Annotated in this window: 14 protein-coding genes; 13 read left to right on the top strand and 1 reads right to left on the bottom strand. The window is 63.6% G+C overall.

The annotated features are described in order from the left end of the window. Positions 1 to 2: 2 nt before the first annotated feature. The 11 genes from ACS7SF_RS09875 to ACS7SF_RS09825 all read left to right on the top strand — a co-directional run bounded on the left by ACS7SF_RS09875 (position 3) and on the right by ACS7SF_RS09825 (position 13,751). Complete coding sequence (locus tag ACS7SF_RS09875; protein ID WP_439889625.1) at positions 3 to 1,283, top strand: hypothetical protein; 1,281 nt, start codon at positions 3 to 5, stop codon at positions 1,281 to 1,283. Further along, positions 1,280 to 4,762 carry an ImcF-related family protein gene (locus ACS7SF_RS09870; RefSeq protein WP_439889624.1) on the top strand — a complete coding sequence of 1,161 codons (3,483 nt, stop codon included), beginning with the start codon at positions 1,280 to 1,282 and terminating at the stop codon, positions 4,760 to 4,762. The genes ACS7SF_RS09875 and ACS7SF_RS09870 overlap by 4 nt, the downstream gene beginning before the upstream one ends. Further along, a complete protein-coding gene (gene tssA, locus ACS7SF_RS09865; RefSeq protein WP_439889623.1) occupies positions 4,762 to 6,351 on the top strand; it encodes a type VI secretion system protein TssA in 1,590 nt (529 codons plus the stop codon). Before ACS7SF_RS09870 ends, tssA begins: the two co-directional genes overlap by 1 nt. Then, positions 6,348 to 6,926, top strand: coding sequence for a hypothetical protein (locus tag ACS7SF_RS09860; RefSeq protein ID WP_439889622.1), 579 nt, complete (start codon positions 6,348 to 6,350; stop codon positions 6,924 to 6,926). The genes tssA and ACS7SF_RS09860 overlap by 4 nt, the downstream gene beginning before the upstream one ends. A 12-nt stretch (positions 6,927 to 6,938) precedes the next feature. Next, complete coding sequence (tssF, locus tag ACS7SF_RS09855; RefSeq protein ID WP_439889621.1) at positions 6,939 to 8,747, top strand: type VI secretion system baseplate subunit TssF; 1,809 nt, start codon at positions 6,939 to 6,941, stop codon at positions 8,745 to 8,747. After that, the gene (gene tssG / locus ACS7SF_RS09850) at positions 8,744 to 9,841 is read left to right on the top strand and encodes a type VI secretion system baseplate subunit TssG (RefSeq protein ID WP_439889620.1); all 1,098 of its coding nucleotides are present in this window, start codon (positions 8,744 to 8,746) and stop codon (positions 9,839 to 9,841) included. Before tssF ends, tssG begins: the two co-directional genes overlap by 4 nt. Positions 9,842 to 9,854: 13 nt before the next feature. Continuing rightward, complete coding sequence (tssJ, locus tag ACS7SF_RS09845; protein ID WP_439889619.1) at positions 9,855 to 10,388, top strand: type VI secretion system lipoprotein TssJ; 534 nt, start codon at positions 9,855 to 9,857, stop codon at positions 10,386 to 10,388. A 115-nt stretch (positions 10,389 to 10,503) separates the two neighbouring features. Next, positions 10,504 to 10,812, top strand: coding sequence for a hypothetical protein (locus ACS7SF_RS09840; protein WP_439889618.1), 309 nt, complete (start codon positions 10,504 to 10,506; stop codon positions 10,810 to 10,812). Positions 10,813 to 10,814: 2 nt separating this feature from the next. After that, positions 10,815 to 11,915 (top strand): DUF746 domain-containing protein, encoded by a 1,101-nt coding sequence (locus ACS7SF_RS09835; protein ID WP_439889617.1) that lies wholly within the window; start codon positions 10,815 to 10,817, stop codon positions 11,913 to 11,915. A gap of 55 nt (positions 11,916 to 11,970) precedes the next feature. Beyond that, a complete protein-coding gene (locus ACS7SF_RS09830) occupies positions 11,971 to 12,741 on the top strand; it encodes a murein hydrolase activator EnvC family protein (protein ID WP_439889616.1) in 771 nt (256 codons plus the stop codon). 65 nt (positions 12,742 to 12,806) lie between these two features. Then, positions 12,807 to 13,751: a hypothetical protein gene (locus ACS7SF_RS09825; RefSeq protein WP_439889615.1), complete on the top strand. Its 945-nt coding sequence runs from the start codon at positions 12,807 to 12,809 to the stop codon at positions 13,749 to 13,751. Positions 13,752 to 14,136: 385 nt separating this feature from the next. Here the strand turns inward: ACS7SF_RS09825 and ACS7SF_RS09820 are convergent, their stop codons facing one another. Then, positions 14,137 to 15,501 (bottom strand): tyrosine-type recombinase/integrase, encoded by a 1,365-nt coding sequence (locus tag ACS7SF_RS09820; protein ID WP_439889614.1) that lies wholly within the window; start codon positions 15,499 to 15,501, stop codon positions 14,137 to 14,139. Positions 15,502 to 15,992: 491 nt separating this feature from the next. On the opposite strand from ACS7SF_RS09820, the gene ACS7SF_RS09815 reads away from it, so the two are divergent. Together ACS7SF_RS09815 and ACS7SF_RS09810 are read left to right on the top strand one after the other, a co-directional pair. Further along, a complete protein-coding gene (locus ACS7SF_RS09815) occupies positions 15,993 to 16,298 on the top strand; it encodes a hypothetical protein (protein ID WP_439889613.1) in 306 nt (101 codons plus the stop codon). Between the two features lie 180 nt (positions 16,299 to 16,478). Further along, positions 16,479 to 17,387, top strand: a complete 909-nt coding sequence (locus tag ACS7SF_RS09810) for a MurR/RpiR family transcriptional regulator (RefSeq protein ID WP_439889612.1) — start codon at positions 16,479 to 16,481, stop codon at positions 17,385 to 17,387. Positions 17,388 to 17,389: the final 2 nt, after the last annotated feature.

The raw sequence follows: 17,389 nt of genomic DNA, 5'->3' as shown, positions 1-17,389 counted from the left end.
TGATGGCGCTGGATTTTTCGAAGCTGCCCCCGGAGGAGGAGCCTCCTGAGCCACCGTCCCGCTTTGTATGGACGGTGGTGTTTTTCGTGATCACGCTGCTTGGCATTCTGGCCGTGCTGATGCTCTGGCCGGCAGGTGAGCCGACAAACGGGGCTTGGTTTTGGACCTGCGTCGCGCTATTTCCACCGGGTATCGCAGCGTTTGTGGTGTCGCGGCGCTACAGCGTGTATGAAGGCCGGCGCCTTGATGCCCAAGCTTGGAATGATGCACGCGAGCGATACAACACGCAGGCGTTCGCACGAGAAAGTATCCCCGTGCTGGTCGTCGGCGCCGCGATTCGCGTGACGGAAAACGACACCGAGAACGATGTCCGGAGCATCATGGATCGTAGCTTGACGCTGGCTGCGCAAGCTTCTCCGCACGAGGAGAACGAATCCATTGTCACGCGCTGGCTACAACCTGTTGAGGCGCGACTTGCAGCCGATGACGCGGAGCGGCACGAGTTCATTCTGGACTGGCTCTACGGTTGTTTGCTGAAGGATCTGAGCGCTGCGATTGGCGCTTTGCCGCCGGACCTGCCACTTCGTGTGGTGATTGATCTCTCGGGATACCTGGGTGGCGTTGATCCGGTTGCTCTCTGGCAGGGGAGATGGACGGGGCTTGATATGCGGATCGCTCGCGCCGAAAGAGCGGCCGAGCCTCTTGACACGATGGTCCTGGATGCCTGGCTCGATGATCGAACCAGTCTGCTGAGCAAATCCGCACTGCTTCTGATTTCGGTATCACTGAGTCAGGTCATCGAGGGCACGCCGTTGGAAGGGACGGCAGAGGCCGGGGTTGGCCTGCTTCTAGTGTCAACGACGCTTGGTCGCGAATACAAGCTTGCGCCGGTCGCTGCCATCCATCGCCCTGTGCGGGCGGATCACGATCAAGTGGACCACGCCCTGACCCATGCGCTTCGCTGGGGGGGAACTGAGCCAAAGTTGCTGGAAAACGTGTGGACGACTGGATTCGATGGTGAGTCCGTCGGTCCCCTGAATTCGGCACTGAGCCAAACGGGCGCCACCTCCGGGCAGGAAAGTGAGATCAAGGCGTGTGATCTCGATCAGACGGTGGGGCACGCAGGAGCGTCGGCGGGGTGGCTTGCCACGGCGTGTGCGGTTCACGCGATGCAGCAGTCGGCGGCGGGCCAGCTTGTCGTCGAGTATCACCTTGACCATACGGTCGCAGCGGTCGTGGCCGCAGCGCGCAAAGAATCAACGAAATCGAATACTGGCGCATGAACCGGAAATTCAGACTCGACCTGTTTGGCACCCTTGTCTTAGTTGTTATACCGGGCCTGTTCGTTTGGTATCGACCCCACTGGGTTGGCCTTGCGCCCGAAAACAGGGGGCTTGCGCTGGTTGTCTTGTGTGGCATTTTTCTAGTGCTGCTGCTGGCGTTCAGCTTCAGCGACTCGTCGCGGCCAGCAGTCGCGTGGCGTGCCTTGAAGCAGTGGGTCTTGAAGCACGGCAATCGAGAGTCTTCCACATCGGCGGCGGATCACCCGAATGAAGCGCAGACGCGTGCCATGGCGCTCAGGAATCTGCTGGCGGAGCGCCACGGCTGGCGTTGGCGCTACCGTGATCGCTGGGTTCTTGTCGCGGGCGATCTGCCGCTCGTCAAGAGTCTGGCACCCGGCCTGATCGACACGGGTTACGCGATCAGCGGCGGTACGGTTCTGCTGTACGCAAAGCAGTCAGGCGACGCACTCGATGCCGCCTGGCTCGACCAGATCCGCCGTTTGCGGCGTCGCCGTCCGGTGGACGCCATCGTTGCCGTGGTACGCGACCGCAGCCGGGTCGATGCCCCGTTTGACGCCGACAGCGTGGCGCACCGGCTCGCTCGCCATGCCCGCGCCTTGCGCTGGGCAGCCCCCGCCTATCTGCTCAACGCAACCCTGTTCGCAAACAACGCATCGAATCCAGATGAGGTGTTCGGCTTCACCTGGCAGAATCCCCGCATCCAACCTCACGAGGTTGATGTATCCCTGCACCAGCTCGTCGGCACCCTCGCCGATGCAGGGGTGGTGCGCTTGTCCCAAAACAAGCACGACCGCTACCCGGCCGAACTGTCACGACACCTGCAGCGGCTGCGCATCGGTCTGATTGATCTGGTGACGCGAGTCGGTCAATCAGGGCGAAGGGGCGGCCAGGTGCACGGGGTGCTGTTCGCGCCGCTGCACGGACCGGCTGTGGTGCCCACCCCTGACGCGCAATCGGACGGGGACGACACCCTCTCATTCCAACTGCCCGGCTTCTGGCAAACCGTCGCCGATCACAGCCGCACGGTCTACGGCCGCAGGGTTGGGTTTTCGTTGTCCACAACGGCGGCCTGGGTCACGACGGCGCTCGTCGCCTGTTGGATTGCCGGTACCGGGCTCTCCGCCTACCAGAACCGCGCCACGATTCAATCGGCGGGCAGCACGCTGACCAAGCTTTCGACGGCACGCGACAGCACGCAAGCTCTGCTTGCGCTGGACACTCTGGACAAACAGATCGACGCGCTCGAAGTCCACCAGCACGATGGTGCACCCTGGAGCACACGCTTTGGCCTGAACCGCGACCGCGCGTTGCTTGATGCACTGTGGCCAGAGTACGCGAGCGCCGCCGCACGGATCGTGGCCACGCCGATCCGCCGCAACCTGGAGGAACGGCTGCACGATCTTGCCTCGCTTACCGACGCGCAAATCGCGGGCAGCGGCAAGGACCAAGTACAAGCGGCCTACGACACGCTCAAGACGTACCTGATGCTCGCCAAGCCCGAACGGGCCAGCACAGCGTTCCTGACACCGCATCTGTTGGCAAGCGGCGCACCTGCGCGCCCCCGAAACTCGGAGTTGACCCCGGGGACGTGGGAAGACGTGCGCTCGCACGTGATCGCCTTTTACGTCGACCATATCGGACACGCGGTTCCCGCACCGGGTTCGCCTCAAAGCTCCAGCGCAGATCCAGCCCTGGTTGCGGCCGCGCGCCAGACCATCATCAGCGTGCGCGGCATCCAGAACTCAACCGAAGCGGTCTATCAGCAGATCCTCGAGGAGGCGAGCCCTAAATACCCGCCGCTGTCCCTCGCCACCCTACTGGGCGAGGCCGCCGGACAGGGAGCCATTGGGGGTGCCAGCAGCAGTGGCCTGTTCAGCACGACGGAAACCGTGCCGGGCATTTTTACGCGCGCGGCCTGGGATGAGCGGATTGGCAAAGCGATCAATGACGCAGACACCCAGCGCAACGTGAGCGGCGATTGGGTGTTGACCGACAACGCCCGCGCCGATGCTGCACCGTCCGCGCTCAAGGCCGAGTTGCGCCAGCGCTATTTTGACGACTACGCGCGGGCCTGGGAGCGGTTCCTCAACAGCCTGCGCTGGCAAAGTGCCGCGACGTTGTCGGGTACGGTCGATCAATTGACGTTGCTAGGCGACCCACGCCGCTCGCCGCTGGTGGCGCTGATGAGCGCCATCACGTATCAGGCCGGAGCGGGCGCGGCTACGCAGTCGCTGTCCGACACCCTGATCAACAAGGCCCAGCAGTTGGTCGGCGCAGCGGAGAAAGACCCGACGAAGCAAAGCCAGCCCCAGAGCGCGCCGCTTGCGGCTGTCTTCGGGCCGATCCTGCATTTGACGGGCGCTGATCTCTCACCTGGAACGTCTGCGAACGGCAAACCGGCTGCACCCGTTGCCGCGACCACCGACCTGAGCCTGCCGCGCTATCTCGAACGGGTCACGGCCATGCGTCTGAAGACCCAGCAGATCGTCGGTGGCGCCGACCCGGATGCCATGTCGCGCATCGCGGCGCAGGCCGTGCTGCAGGGCAGGACCTCGGACATTGCCGAGAGCCGGGATTACGCCAGCCGCGTTGCCGCCAGCCTCGGGGAGGAGTGGGCTGGCTTTGGCGACCTGTTCCGCGCGCCGCTGGACCAGACGTGGTCGGTCGTGGTCCAGCCCGCGGCAGCGAGCCTCAACGACATGTGGCGCACGGCCATCGTGGCGGACTGGAACAAGTCATTTGGTGGCCGCTATCCGTTCGCAGATTCCGACAACGATGCGTCGCTACCAGAAATGGCACGCTTTCTGCGGCCGGACAATGGCGCCATCGCGCAGTTCGTGGGCACGCAACTGGCCGGTGTGGTCGAGCGCCAAGGGGATCGCTGGGTGCCGGCGCAGGGCGCAGAGCACGGCACGCTCACCGTCGATCCGGCGTTTCTGGCAGGACTGAACCGCCTCACGCGCGTGGCGACGGTGCTGTTCCCCGCCGGCGACGCGCGCGTGCGCTACGAGCTGCGGGCGGTGCCGACACCGGGCGTGACCGAGATGCGGTTCGTGTTGTCCGGGCGTGAGCTGCGCTACTTCAACCAGCAGGAGGAGTGGACTCCGTTCCTGTGGCCAGGCGATGCGCTGGAGAACCTTTCGCACATCGAGTGGCAGACTGAGGTGGGGGGCTTGCGCTCTGCGCTCGACGCGCAGGGGCGCTTCGGGCTGATCCGGCTGCTGGAGCGTGCGCGTGTGTCTCAGCAGGACAACGCCCGCTATCTGCTGTCCTGGCAACCTGACACGAGCCTTGGGACGCCCCTGCGCGTGCAGATGCGGGGGGAGGCCGGGTCGGGGCCGCTGGAGGTGCTGCAACTGCGGCATTTTGAGCTGCCCAATCGTATCTTTGTGGCGGGGCCGACTGGCGATACGCAAAAGAGTGGCCCGTCGGCACGTACCGCAATGGGGGCTCGCTGATGTTGACGGGGCTCCTTAAAACTCTCTTTCCGTCGCGTGACGCCCAGCAACTGGCCAAAGCCCGCAGCGACACGTGGGACGCCTGGCTGCAGCCGCTGGGAGGTGAGCAAGGTGTCGGCCGCGACCCAGGTTATGAGGATGCGTTCTTTGCGCTGAAGGACGAAGCGAGCAAGCTCTCGGGCATCGATGATGACCTCATTGTTCGCTCGTGCGAGCAACTGACGAAGGAAGTCGGCAAGGACTTGCGCCTGGCGGCCTACTACGCCTTTGCTCGACTGCGCCAGAGCGGGCCGGCAGGCTTTGCGGATGGACTGGAACTGGCGGCAGCCCTGGTTGACCGGTTCGGCCCGGCGGTGCTGCCCGCGCGTGCGGAGGCGAAAAAGGGAGCGCTCGAGATGCTTGCGACAACGCGCATGCTGGAGCTGCTGGACAGCCGTGGCGCGTTCGGCCCTGCCGATCTGGAGCGCATGATCGCGGCCCTGGATGGGCTGGTGGCGAGCACCACCACGTGGCCGGAGGCCGCGCGCCCAAACCTGCGGCCGCTGGTCGCTCGCTTTGAGCGCAAGGAAGAGCCCGTGCGCGATGCCCAGCCCGACGTAGCGGCGCGGCCGACTACACCGGGGGCGCCGACGGCCGGCAGCACGATTGCCTCCACACGCGACCTGCTCGATCAGGCCCGCGCGATGGCAGCCTGGCTGCGCGATCAGGAGAATGGCTACTTGCCCGCGGTGCGCCTGGTGCGCAGCGTACGCTGGGACTCGTTGCACGAGGTGCCGCCGGCGGACGCGGGTGGCCACACGCGCCTGATGCCGCCGCGCGGCGAGCTGCGCGCCCAGATGAAGCGGCTTGTGCTGCAGAAACAATGGCATGAGCTGCTGGAACGCGTCGAAGGCGCCTTCATGGAAGGCGTCAATCACCTGTGGTTCGACCTGCAGGTGTTCCAGCAGACCGCGCTGGATCACGTTGGCGCCCCGTACAGCGTGTGGCGGGAGTTGCTGCGTTCGGATTTTGCGTTGTTCCTGGAGCGCTTGCCCGGCATCGAACGGCTGAGCTTCAGTGACGGCACGCCGTTTGCCGACGATGTCACGCTTGAATGGATTGCCCGCCACGCAGTGGTGCGCGACATCGAGGCGGGCGAGGGCGTTGCGCCGCTGCCGATCTCAGCCGACACCGAAGGGGGAACGGCCGGTGACTGGCCCGAGATCGAGGCGCAGGGGCGTGATATCGCCGCCCGCGAGGGGCTGGAAGCGGCGTTCACTTGGCTCGACGCATTGCCCGGCCTCAGAACAGACAAGCATCGTTTCCTGCAGCGCCTGGTGATGGCGCGGCTGGCCGACCACCAGGGGCGCGCCGATGCCGCCCTGGCGCTCTTGGCCGAACTGGATGCCGGCGCCCGCACACTGCCGCTGCTGCGCTGGGAGCCCGGTCTGGTCTTTGAGGTCAAGCACCAGTTAATGCGGGCTTTGAAGGCCGCAGCGACCCGCAAGGACGCCGACAAACAGGCACTGGCGCGCCGTATCGCTGACCTGCATGCAGATCTGACCGTACTCGATCCTGCCCGCGCGCTAACCCTACCGCTGCAATCATGAAAAAAACCTCCCAACTGTGCACGGTCTTTGGCGTCGCGTATGCGCTCGCGATCTTCGAAGCGTATTTCACCGCAGGGTTCGATCACTCGGCGGGCTTGAATCCGCTCGAAACCTTGGTTGCCGCGCTGGTGGGAGCGGTGGGGGCGGCAATCGGCCGCGCTGCTGGTCAACGCATGCTGGCTTCACGCCCGGATTCGGATCGCTGGCAGTTCGATGTTCGCCGCTGGAGCATTCCGTTTGGCTTGGCGCTGGTGATGCCGCCGCTCGCGGGGCAGGCCATTCTCTATCTGATGGCGGGGAATCCGGCCTTGGTCCTGCTTCTGACGGTGGCGAACTTTGTGCTGACACCGGTTCTCTTCGCGTTGTTGGCCATGAAGCTCGAGCGCGACAGACTTGCGCACGTGTGCTTCTCCGCCTTGGCGATATGGGCCATCCAGTTGCCGTTTTCTCTCATGGCCAAGCAACCGCTTCAACTGTGGTTTGCGGCGTTTACATCGATGGGCTTGCTGGCGATAGCGGGTTATCTGATTGCACAAGGTGTGAATGCGGTACGTAGCCGGGCTGTGGCCCTGTAACCGGCGAGCGATATGGAACACGATCCGATCCTGCGATATTACGAAGCCGAGATGCGCTATCTGCGCGAGTCCGGCCGCGAATTCGCCCGTGCACACCCTGATCGCGCCCGCATGCTCAACCTCGACCGCGTCGGCGACCGCGATCCCTATGTCGAACGGCTCTATGAGGGGTTCGCGTTCCTGACTGGGCGCCTGCGGCAGAAGCTCGATGACGAGTTGCCGGAGTTGACTGAGGGGCTGGTGAGCCTGCTGTGGCCGCACTACCTGCGCATGATTCCGTCGCTCTCGGTGGTGGAGTTGATCCCGCTGGCCGAGAAGCTGCAGCGTACCGAGCGGGTGCCGGCAGGCGTTCCGGTGCGCTCGGCGCCGATCGCCGTGCCTACAGCCGAGACAGAAGGGGCGGCGCCCAAGACCGTGCAGTGCCTGTACCGGACGACGCAACCCGTGACTCTGCAGCCGATCTCCATCAGGCATGCGGGGCCGACGGTGCGGCACGACGGCCGTTCGGTGATCCGACTTGGCTTCGAACTCCAGCATTCGGCGCGCCGCGAGGAGGTCGATTTGTCCCGGCTGCGCCTACACCTGAGCGCGGATCTGCCCACGGCCTTCGCGATGCACCTGGCACTGACCCGGCAGGTCGAAGCGATCCACTGGCGCGTGCCGGAAATCCGCGATGGTGAAGCGCTGCCGCTGGAGGGCGTCACCATCGAGCCTGCGGGGTTTTCAACCGAAGAGCGCCTGTGGCCCAAGGCGGAGGCGGCATTCTCCGGCTATCAGTTGCTGCTGGAGTATTTCACGTTCCGCGAGAAGTTCCTCTTCGTGGACCTGTGCGGGCTCGATGTCGCGAGGCTCCCCGCGCAGACGACGCGCTTCGAGCTGGAGCTTGTCCTCAAACAGTCCTATCCGGCCGACCAGCGCTTCACGGCCGAGAACGTACGGCTGTTCTGCTCCCCGGCCATCAACCTGTTCGAACTCGATGCCGAACCCATCGCCATCGACCACCACGAGACGGAATATCGCGTGGTGCCGGCGGGGCACCAGGGCGAGCACGTCCAGACGTATGCGGTCGATGCGATCGCCGCATTCCACCACGATACCGCCGAGCGTTATGAGTACGTGCCGTTCGCGACCTTCCGGCACCGTGGCGGGATGCTGCGACATGAGGCGCCAGAGCGGTATTTCCATACGCGCGTGCGCCCGGGCGTCACCGGCCTGAATGAGACCTGGGTGATCCTGGGCGGCCACGCCTGGGAGAACGTACAGGACCTGCCCGAGGAGAGCCTGTCGCTGCGCGTGACCGGCACCAATGGACTGCTGCCCAGAAAGGGCCTGCGTGAAGCCAGCCTGTCCGAGCTCGCGGCGAGCACGCCCAATGTGGTCGGCGTGCGCAACCTCGTCGCCCCGACCCTGCCGCTCTACCCGCCGACGGGCGACCGGTTTCAGTGGCGAGTGCTGTCGCACCTGGCGCCGAACTTCCTGTCGATGATGGATGCGGAGGTGTTGCGCGGGGCGCTGGCCCTCTATGACTGGACCGACGACGAACTGAATCGCCGACGCCTGGCCGGCATCCTGCACGTGTCGCAAGAACTCGCCGAGGACGTCACCGGCGGGTCGGTCGAGCGCGGCGTCCTGATCGAGGTGACGCTCGACTCCCACGCGTTCGCGGGCGAGGGCGACGTGATGCTGTTTGGCGAGTTGCTGCACCGTTTCTTCGCCCTGTACGCGGACATCAACCTGTTTACCAAGCTGGCCATCGTGAGCTTGCCAACGCGTGAGCGCATCGTCTGGCCGCGCAGCAAAGCGCAGCGCGCACCGCTATGAAGCTCCACGATCTGCCCAACCTCGAACCGCTGGTCGCCTCGCTGCTGGCGCGCGCACCGCGCATGAACTTCATGCAGCTGTGCAGGCTGCTTGAGGTGCGTGCCTCCGCCCAGCCTGGCTTGGGGGCCAGCGACACAGCGGAGCACGAGCCGGTCCGCTTCCGGCCGCGGCCTGGGGCCGGGTTCCCTGCCGGCGAGATTGCCGCGGTCGAATTCGACCGGGAGCAGCCCGATGCGCCGCCGACCGTGCGCACGACGTTCCTGGGGCTGTACGGTGTCGACGCGGCGATGCCTCCGCACCTGATCGATGACATTGTCCTGCGTGAAGAGGGGCACGAGGCCGTTGAAGCGTTTCTTGACCAGTTCAACCACCGGCTGGTCACCCTGCTGTACCGCGCTTGGAAGAAGTACCGGTATCCGGAGAGCTTCCAGACCGGCGCTGCCGACGCGCACTCGCGCCAGTTACTGTGCCTGGCCGGATTTGGCTGGGGAGAGAAGCCCGCGCGTGCGGGGTTGCCCGACTCGCGCTTGTTAGCGCTGCTGGGGTTGCTGATCCAGCGCACGCGCACCCCCGAGGGGCTAGCGGGCGTGGTGGCGCTGGCGGTGCCGGGTGCCGGGGTGCGGGTCGACGAATTCTGGCCGGTGCCCAAGCAAGCGGGAGCGCCGCAGCCGCTCACGTCATCCCCTGCACTGACCGACACACCGGAATCCGGCCGCCGTCGGGGGCTTGGCGGCGGCTACGTGCTGGGCAACCGGCTCTTTTACCGCAGCCGCGCGGTGCGCCTGACTGTGTGCCCGGCCGATGCGCAGCAAGCCCAGGACTTGCTGCCGGGCGCGGAGCTGCACCGCGAGCTGATGGCGTTCGTACGGCTCTACATTGGCACCAAGGCCGACGTGCATCTACGCATGGAAGTGACCTCGCGTCTGGCGCCGGTGCCGACCGTGGGTGCCGTGCCCGCCATGACGGCGCCACGCCTCGGCTGGACCACGGTACTGCCCTCGGACGAGGAGCGTGTCATCGCCATTGCGCTCGGTGTCTGCGAAGCCTTCCCGGCGCCCGGGCCGAACCCGTTTCTTCTGCCGCACGCGGCATGATTGTGGAGCCAGTATGTTCAATCGATTGACCGCCGCCACCCTTGCATCAGCGCTCCTGCTCTCGGGGTGTGGTGCGTGGCAGACCGTGTCTGATGCGAGCGTGGGTGCGTATCACGCGGTGTTTTACAAGCAGGTGAAAGTGCTCAACATTGATCTGAGCGCGCGTGCATCGATCAATCCGGATGAGGCCAAGCGGCCGTGCTCGGTGGCCGTACGGGTCTATCAACTCAAGGACCGCAAGCTGTTCGATGGCGCGTCCTATGCCGATTTGCTGAAGAACGACAAGACTGTGCTCGGCCAGGACCTGCAGGCCAGCGTAGCAACCGTCGTCAACCCGGGCGGCTCGGCGAGCCTGTCTCAGCCCATGCAGGCTGATACGGAGTATGTCGCGGTGGTGGCGTTCTACCGGGATGTGTCGGGGACGCCGGCGTGGCGGCGCGTGGTGACGAAGAAAGTGTTGTCTCCGGATGCGCCGCTGCGGGTCGAGTTGGTCGACACCGATGTGATGATCGCCGGGGACGCGCCGAAAGAGCGGCCTGCGCAATAGCCGCTTGGCAAGCCGGTATCGCACCCGGCTGTAGCTTCAATATAGCGCGGCTGAAGAAGGAAAAGCTGCGGCGGAGGATGCGGCATAGTGGGGGCCGCCACGCCGAAATGAAGCCATGGCATTCCACACGAAACGAAATAGCGCCCAAAAAGCACGAGAATCAAATGACGGATGGAGTGAATTGAGAAACAACAAATCTCTTAGACGCGTGCGAGAACCTTGGCTGATAGGTGGCGTCGTGGTCGCAACAGCAGCATTTTTTGGCACCAGATTCATGTTGCCGCGACACGACCTGAGCAAGAGCAAGATCGACGAGATTTTGAAAGTCGCGCTTACAGACAAAGACATGGTTCCAATTCTCTTCGAGCAGGACGACAGTGGGCATTGGGGCCTTGGTGCCAATCTATACATCATCCGGTGGTAGAGATGCGCGCCGTCATGATGCACGGGGTGCGGGCCAAACAAGCGGTGTCCGGTACCGAGGGCGAGACGCTGCAGGCCTTCCTGCAACGGCACCTCGACCGCCTGATGTCACCCGACTCCGATCCGGTTCCGCCGTGTCCCCAATGCCATGGCACACACATCCGCAAGGACGGGTATGCCCGATCCCAAGTCGCCGGCGGGTGCCTTCCCAATTTCAAATGCGTTGGCTGCGGTCATGTCTACAGCCGGCTGAGCGGAACGCCGTTTTCGAAGCGCCGTCAACGTAAGCAGATCGACGCCTGGATCGCGTTGTTGGGCGAGGAGCTGGGATGCGCAGAAGCCGCGCGCCGACTCGGCGTCCGCAACCCGACGGTATATGCCACCGTCCGTCTGTTTCGGCGCTGGTTGCTCGAACTCGATCCCAGTGGTCACTACGAGCAGTGCGTGAGGCTGGGTGGCCGGATGACGGCGGTCCACGTCGCGTCGCCCGCCGGTGACGGAGAGGGTGTCACCGTGCGTGAGGATCTGGAGCTGAGCGCCACGCTGTTGGCGGATTTCGATGCACTGTACTCTCGGCTTCCTCTCCCGATACCCGACTGCCCGGGCTGCGGCAGTGGCGACGTCAACGCGAAAGGCAGTCATCGCGGCATGCCGCGCTTCCTGTGCAAGAACTGCGGCAAGCAATTCAACCGCCGCACGGGTACGCCCTTCGCCAGGGATCGGAAGTTGAGTGAGCAGCGCGCGTTGGTCCGCTATCTTGGGTTACCGCTGCCGATAACTCAATTGGCCGACATTCTCCAGGTAGACAAAGCCGATCCGGCGCGCTATCTGCGCAAGTTTCGCGCACGCTGCAACCAGATCGACCCATCCGGCACATTGTCCCGTCGCATTCGCGCAGGCGTGCGACCCAGCGAGAAAACATTGTGTGTCCGATGCGGGGCGCATCGGGTGCTCTTTGACGCCGTCGCCCTTGGTAAGTGCGGTAATTGTGGTTGGATTGTTTCGATGCGCCGGGATTTGGTCGAACGTGGCGGCGTGCTGGAAGTGGGACTGGTCCGGTTGGTACCGTTTGGCGAAGCCCCAGGGCTACCTGACTTCAAATAAACGTTACACGCTGTCCGCTCAGGCGGCGCTACGATTTCGAGGGAAAGGAGTGAAGATGTTTGTCGGTGAGCATGGACCCATCTTTGGGGTGCGATTTCGTCTGCAATGTGCAAGCAGGAAGCGATCGACATGTCTGCGCTGGATAGGCACGGTAGTGTGGGCGGCGTCGCTCAGTGCCTGCACGTTGACGCCATGGTCAACCAAGCTGGAAACCAGTGCGCACGTGTCAGCAGGGTATTACCAAGTCAATGCTGGAGATACGTTGGCCTCAGTTGCCGCTGCGTTTGGGCGGCGGCCGGCGGAGATTGCGGCATGGAACGGCTTGGGTGGGCAGCAAGATCTCCAGACAGGTCAAGTGTTGCGTGTTGCGCCGAACCTGCAAGCAGGGGCGGTATCGCCGGCGAAGGCGGGGTCAATGCACGACCAGCACGGTGACCAGCCAGGGTGGGTCTGGCCTACGTCTGGAGCCATTGTTGAACCGTATTCGGCAGGCAAATCGGGAGGTATTTTGATCCGAGGTACGCCAGGCGAGGCTGTGAAGGCGGTTGCAGCGGGCCGCGTAGTGTACGTTGGTTCGGCACTCAAGAAGTACGGGTTGGTTGTGATCATCAAACACGACAACGACTTCGTGACCGCTTACGGCGGCACCGGCAAACTGTTTGTGAAAGAGGGTGAGACCGTGCAGCGGGGGCAGCAGATTGCAGAGATGGGTTCTGACGGCAAGACCAAAGGGGTGCTGCGGTTTGAGGTGCGCAAGGATGGTAAGCCGATTGATCCATTGACAGTGCTGCCCAAGCCCGATGTGATGGATGTCGTGCGCCCGTGAACTGGCGAGTGGCTTGCGCGTCATCGTGATACGCAATCGCCCTCTGAGCTCAGATGACAAAATCATTGCGTGACCTGCTGCTTGAGTTGGATGACATCAACCGCACGATCCATCGCGTTCGTCTGGCAGAGATCAGTGCCGAGACGATGGCCGCCCGCTTTCCACACGCTTCTTCAGCGACACGGAAGCAATTGCAGAGATTACTAGCTGCACCGCCCCAGCGGCGCGGGATCAGCGCATCGGAGCATCGCGCGCAGTTGGCGGCGTGGGTGTGTAAGCTGGCGCAAGCGTGGGGCGGGGTCTGTCTGACGCCAGACTACCAAGGGCGACACGTACCGTATCAGTTCAAGTGCGAGGCCAGACACTCATTCTCTATGAGCATGCATAGCCTTCGGCTCGGTGCTTGGTGTCGGACGTGTGCGTATGACCGAGCCGGGTACACGCTTGAGCACGCCCGCGCTGCGGCGATGGAGCGCGGTGGGCGATGCCTCTCAGAACGTTATGACAATGGGCGCGAGCCATTGCGCTGGTCCTGCGAAGCGGGACACTCGTGGTCGGCAAGCTTTGAGCGGGTCCTGCGCGGCAACTGGTGCCCGGCCTGCCACGACGAGCGTATCAAGCCACGACAGGAGGACATTGAGCGGGTGGCGGCCAAACGCGGTGGGCGTTGCTTGTCGGTCTATATCGACAAGGCAACACCGCTACAATGGCATTGCGCCGAAGGCCATACTTGGGAGGCCCCGTGGTTTCGCATCAAGAAAGGGCAATGGTGTCACCGCTGCGCGGTCAAGGCGCGGACGCGCACCATCGAACAGATGCAGGAGTTGGCGTGTTCGCGTGGTGGGCGCTGCCTTTCGACGACCTACTCAGGCGCCCACGGCAAGCTCGAATGGGCGTGTTCACGTGGCCATGTCTGGTGGGCGACAGCCAACAGCGTTTGGCGTGGTCACTGGTGCCCGGTGTGCGCAAGGGAGAACCCGCGCACGGTTCGCACGCAAACGGGTGACTGAACATTGTCCACCAAATAGGTGGTGTAGTCCGGAGCGCGGTTTAACATCCGTGTAAGCCGTCAGTGCTTGGTCGGTCAGGTTTTGCTGCCGCGTTATGCGAACCAATGAGAAGTCTTCCGCCCAGCAGCATCGACTAACCACGGATTCCGGCTACGTATGAGACCGTTGGTCGCGCAGAAGGGACAGGGGCGACCTGTCGTTGGAGCCGAGGCGGCTCATCGTGAGCCGTGGGCAATTGGACGGCGACCAGCCCGGTCAGTGTGAACGCTATAAATCGCATGCTCCCCTCGCTGCCACATCAGTGCGGCTATGTGTCAATGCGCGTGGTAGCAGCCTACGCAGCTCGACGGTATGTCGAGCCGTGGGAAGGATTATATTCGCCGGGTCATGTGACAGGCTTGGTTGAGGCGGGCAACGGCCCGTATTTGACCCCAGCCTGTTCCAGCATCCATGCCTCAATGCGATCGTGCCACATGCGGAGCAGATCCAGAGGGCGACGGCGGTAGTGCTTCTCAGCGATTGCCGACGGCTTGTGTCCCTGGATTTGTGCGACCACCCCAACCGGAACCTCGACCCATTCAGAGAGAGTGCCGAAGGAGCGACGCAGACCATGGAGCGTGATATGCGGTAGTCCGGCGGCTTCGAGTGCCTTGGTATGAGAACTACGCGGTTCGGCAATCTTGCCGTCCTCTGACGTCTTGCTGGCGAACACCCATGGCGAAGGCTCCCACGCTTCCCCCTTCCCAGCCAAGCGAGTTGCTTGACGCTTATTGGGTGGTGTCTCGTTTAGTTGTTTCAGGTTCCACAGCAAGGTGGCCAAGTATGGCGTCAGTGGAATAGTGCGGCCACCAGTTCCTTCAACTTTGTCGTCGAGCACGACACTCCGCCAGCGGAAATCGACATCCTCCCATCGCAAGCCCGCCCACTCTTCTCTGCGAGCACCCGTAATCAGCAGGCCCTGTAAATAGGCGCTGCCGACTGGATTGGAGATACTGCGGACGCCATCAAACCACGCTGCCAATTGTTCTCGCTGGAGCGAGTCGCCATCTCTGGCTCTCACGCGAGGGACTGCGTCCTTCACGTCGCGTGCGCGATACGCGTTCTCGGGGATCAGGCCGGCATAGCTCGGAGTGTCAGCCGCCCAACGGATAAAGCTCCGTAGCAGTCGAAACGACAAAGCCGCCATCGTTGCCCGCTCAACGCTTTCCCTTGTTAGCCAATCCGCAATGTATTCTCCCGTCAGCTCGGGGAGTTTGATCGGTCGCAATGCGGCCAGCGGCCCAGCCACTGTCAGACTTTTAGCGCGCTTTCGCTGGATGCCCCCGGCGCTCGCATGTTGGATATGGTCGCGGTAGTGTCGTTCGCTCCAGAACGGTCTCCGAGACTCGACATACTCGTCCCACACTTCGCCAAACGTCACCTCACGACGGCGCGCTTCCACACGCCGCGCTTCATGCGCCGCCTGCTGCTCCGCCCGCACTTCGCGGGGGTCTTTACCGTCATCTATGAGCGTTTTTAGTCGCGCGGCCTCCGTGCGTGCGCGCCCCAAGTCCCACGCTCGGACGTCACCGACCGTTAGCCGGATGGTCTTGCCAAACAAGCGCGACTCGAAAATATAGGCGCGAGCACCGGCAGCCGTGACCCGCAGTCCGAAGCCGGGCGTCTTGGCGTCCCAGTAGATCGTTTGTGATTTGCCCGGTTCGCATTGAAAGCTATCGACGCGCGCCGCAGTGAAGTTCTGCTTACTCATGCTCTCCCCGTGTAGGCATCATGTAGGCAAATGCTAGGGAGGGTGATCCATCCGAGTCAAATAGAAATCCGCGTATGATGGCGGGAAACCTTGATGCGAAGCCAGTTTCCGGCGCCTACATGGATGTGCTTCAAGACGCGAGAATGTGGTATTGTTTGGATTGAAAATCCGCGTGTCGGTGGTTCGATTCCGCCCCAGGCCACCAAAATTCTTCGTTCCGCAAGGTCAATCGATTTTGCGGAGCAACAAAAAAGACCTCCTCGCGAGGTCTTTTTTCATTTCTGCGCGCCCGTTCGGATGCGCGCCCACCTCCGGCTTTGCCGCATCCACCGCCGATCTGTGGCGAAGTGTCGCGGAGACAAAAAATATACCCAAGCCTCTTGACGCGCCGCAGCTTAGGGTATACCTAGCGGCGCGAAGTGCGCCAAACTGTCGCAGGTCTCGGTATAGTGATTCAACGCTATCAAGCGGCACGCACAAGGAGACTCTCCATGGCACTCGTTGGCACCGGTCACCACCACTTCCATTTCCACGCTTTCGACGGCATCAGCCGCAAGACGCGGTTGACGTGGTTGCGCAATGCCGCAGCGCTAACGTGCCTGATGGCGCTGATCGCTGCCATGTGGGTCGGCGGCAACCTGTCGGCGCTCATGCATACGCCGCTGATGAGCGGTGTGTCGCCGCTGGGCGCGGTGATGATCCTGGCGTGCACCTGCATGGCGCTGAGCCTGCTGGGCTTGATCGCCGCCGGATTCTTCCAGTTCCGCATGGAACAACTGGACGCCCCCGCCACCTGAAACGCTCACGTCACACCCACACAACGGAGGCTTCGGCCTCCGTTTTTGTTTGCCGCCACGGCCGCGTTCCCCCTCGGGACACGGCCGTTTTGCTTTGGCGAGCCCAGCCGCTAACGCGACATTGACTCAATTGTTTCAATAGTCTAGTTTACGAAACAGTTGAATCACAGCGATCACCTCATGACGTTTGACGGACTCATCCAGACGCTGCGCGACCGCGCCGGCGATCTGTCTCCTCAATTGCAGCGCGCGGCCGTGTTGCTGGAGACGCACCAGCACGACATCGCCTTGCTCTCCATGCGCGACCTGGCGCGCCGCTGCGATCTACCGCCGGCCACGTTCTCACGCCTGGCGCGGGCATTGGGCTTCGAAGACTTTGCCGCGCTGCGAGAGGTCTGCGTGAACCAGTTGCGCCAACAGGCCGATGGTTTCGCCGGCCGGGCCAGCGCGTTACAGGGCGACGACACTGCCGGTGCATCCGAGGCGGAGCGCATCGGCATGGCCATCGGCATGCATGTGCAGGCGGCGTTTTCGCCCGCCAATCTTGCGGCGCTGGACACGGTGGCCGCCGCTTTACGCAAGGCGCGCCGCGTCTACTTGCTGGGCGCGCGCAGTTGCCTCTCGCTCACGCATGCGTTCGGCTATGCGGCGCAGTTGTTCGACGACAAGGTCACGCTGTGCACCGGTAGCGGCAATACGCTGGCGGACCCACTGCGCTTCTGCGGCACGGACGACATCGTGATCGCCGTCACATTCGACCCGTACACCCGCGAGGTCATCGAGGCGATGCAGTACGCGCATGCGCGCGGGGCGCGCCTGGTCTACGTGACCGACAGCGCCATCGCTCCCGGCGCGGACCTAGCGTGGCAGCAGCTTGTCGCGCCCGTCGCCATTCCGTCGTTCTTCCATTCGCTGGCCGCGCCGCTGGCACTGCTCGACGCGCTGCTGATGACGTGGTTCCGCCACGCCGGCCCCACCGCGCTCGCGCACCTGGCCGACAGCGACGCCCAACTCAAGCAACAACACGCCTACGTGCGCAGCGCCCGTCGCAGTGAAGCGGCGGTCGCGGTGCCACCCGCTCAACGCTGAAC

Origin of the sequence: Ralstonia sp. 25C, assembly GCF_051904805.1 — a bacterium.
Classification (GTDB): domain Bacteria; phylum Pseudomonadota; class Gammaproteobacteria; order Burkholderiales; family Burkholderiaceae; genus Ralstonia.
This window is presented reverse-complemented; position numbering and strand designations above follow the sequence as displayed.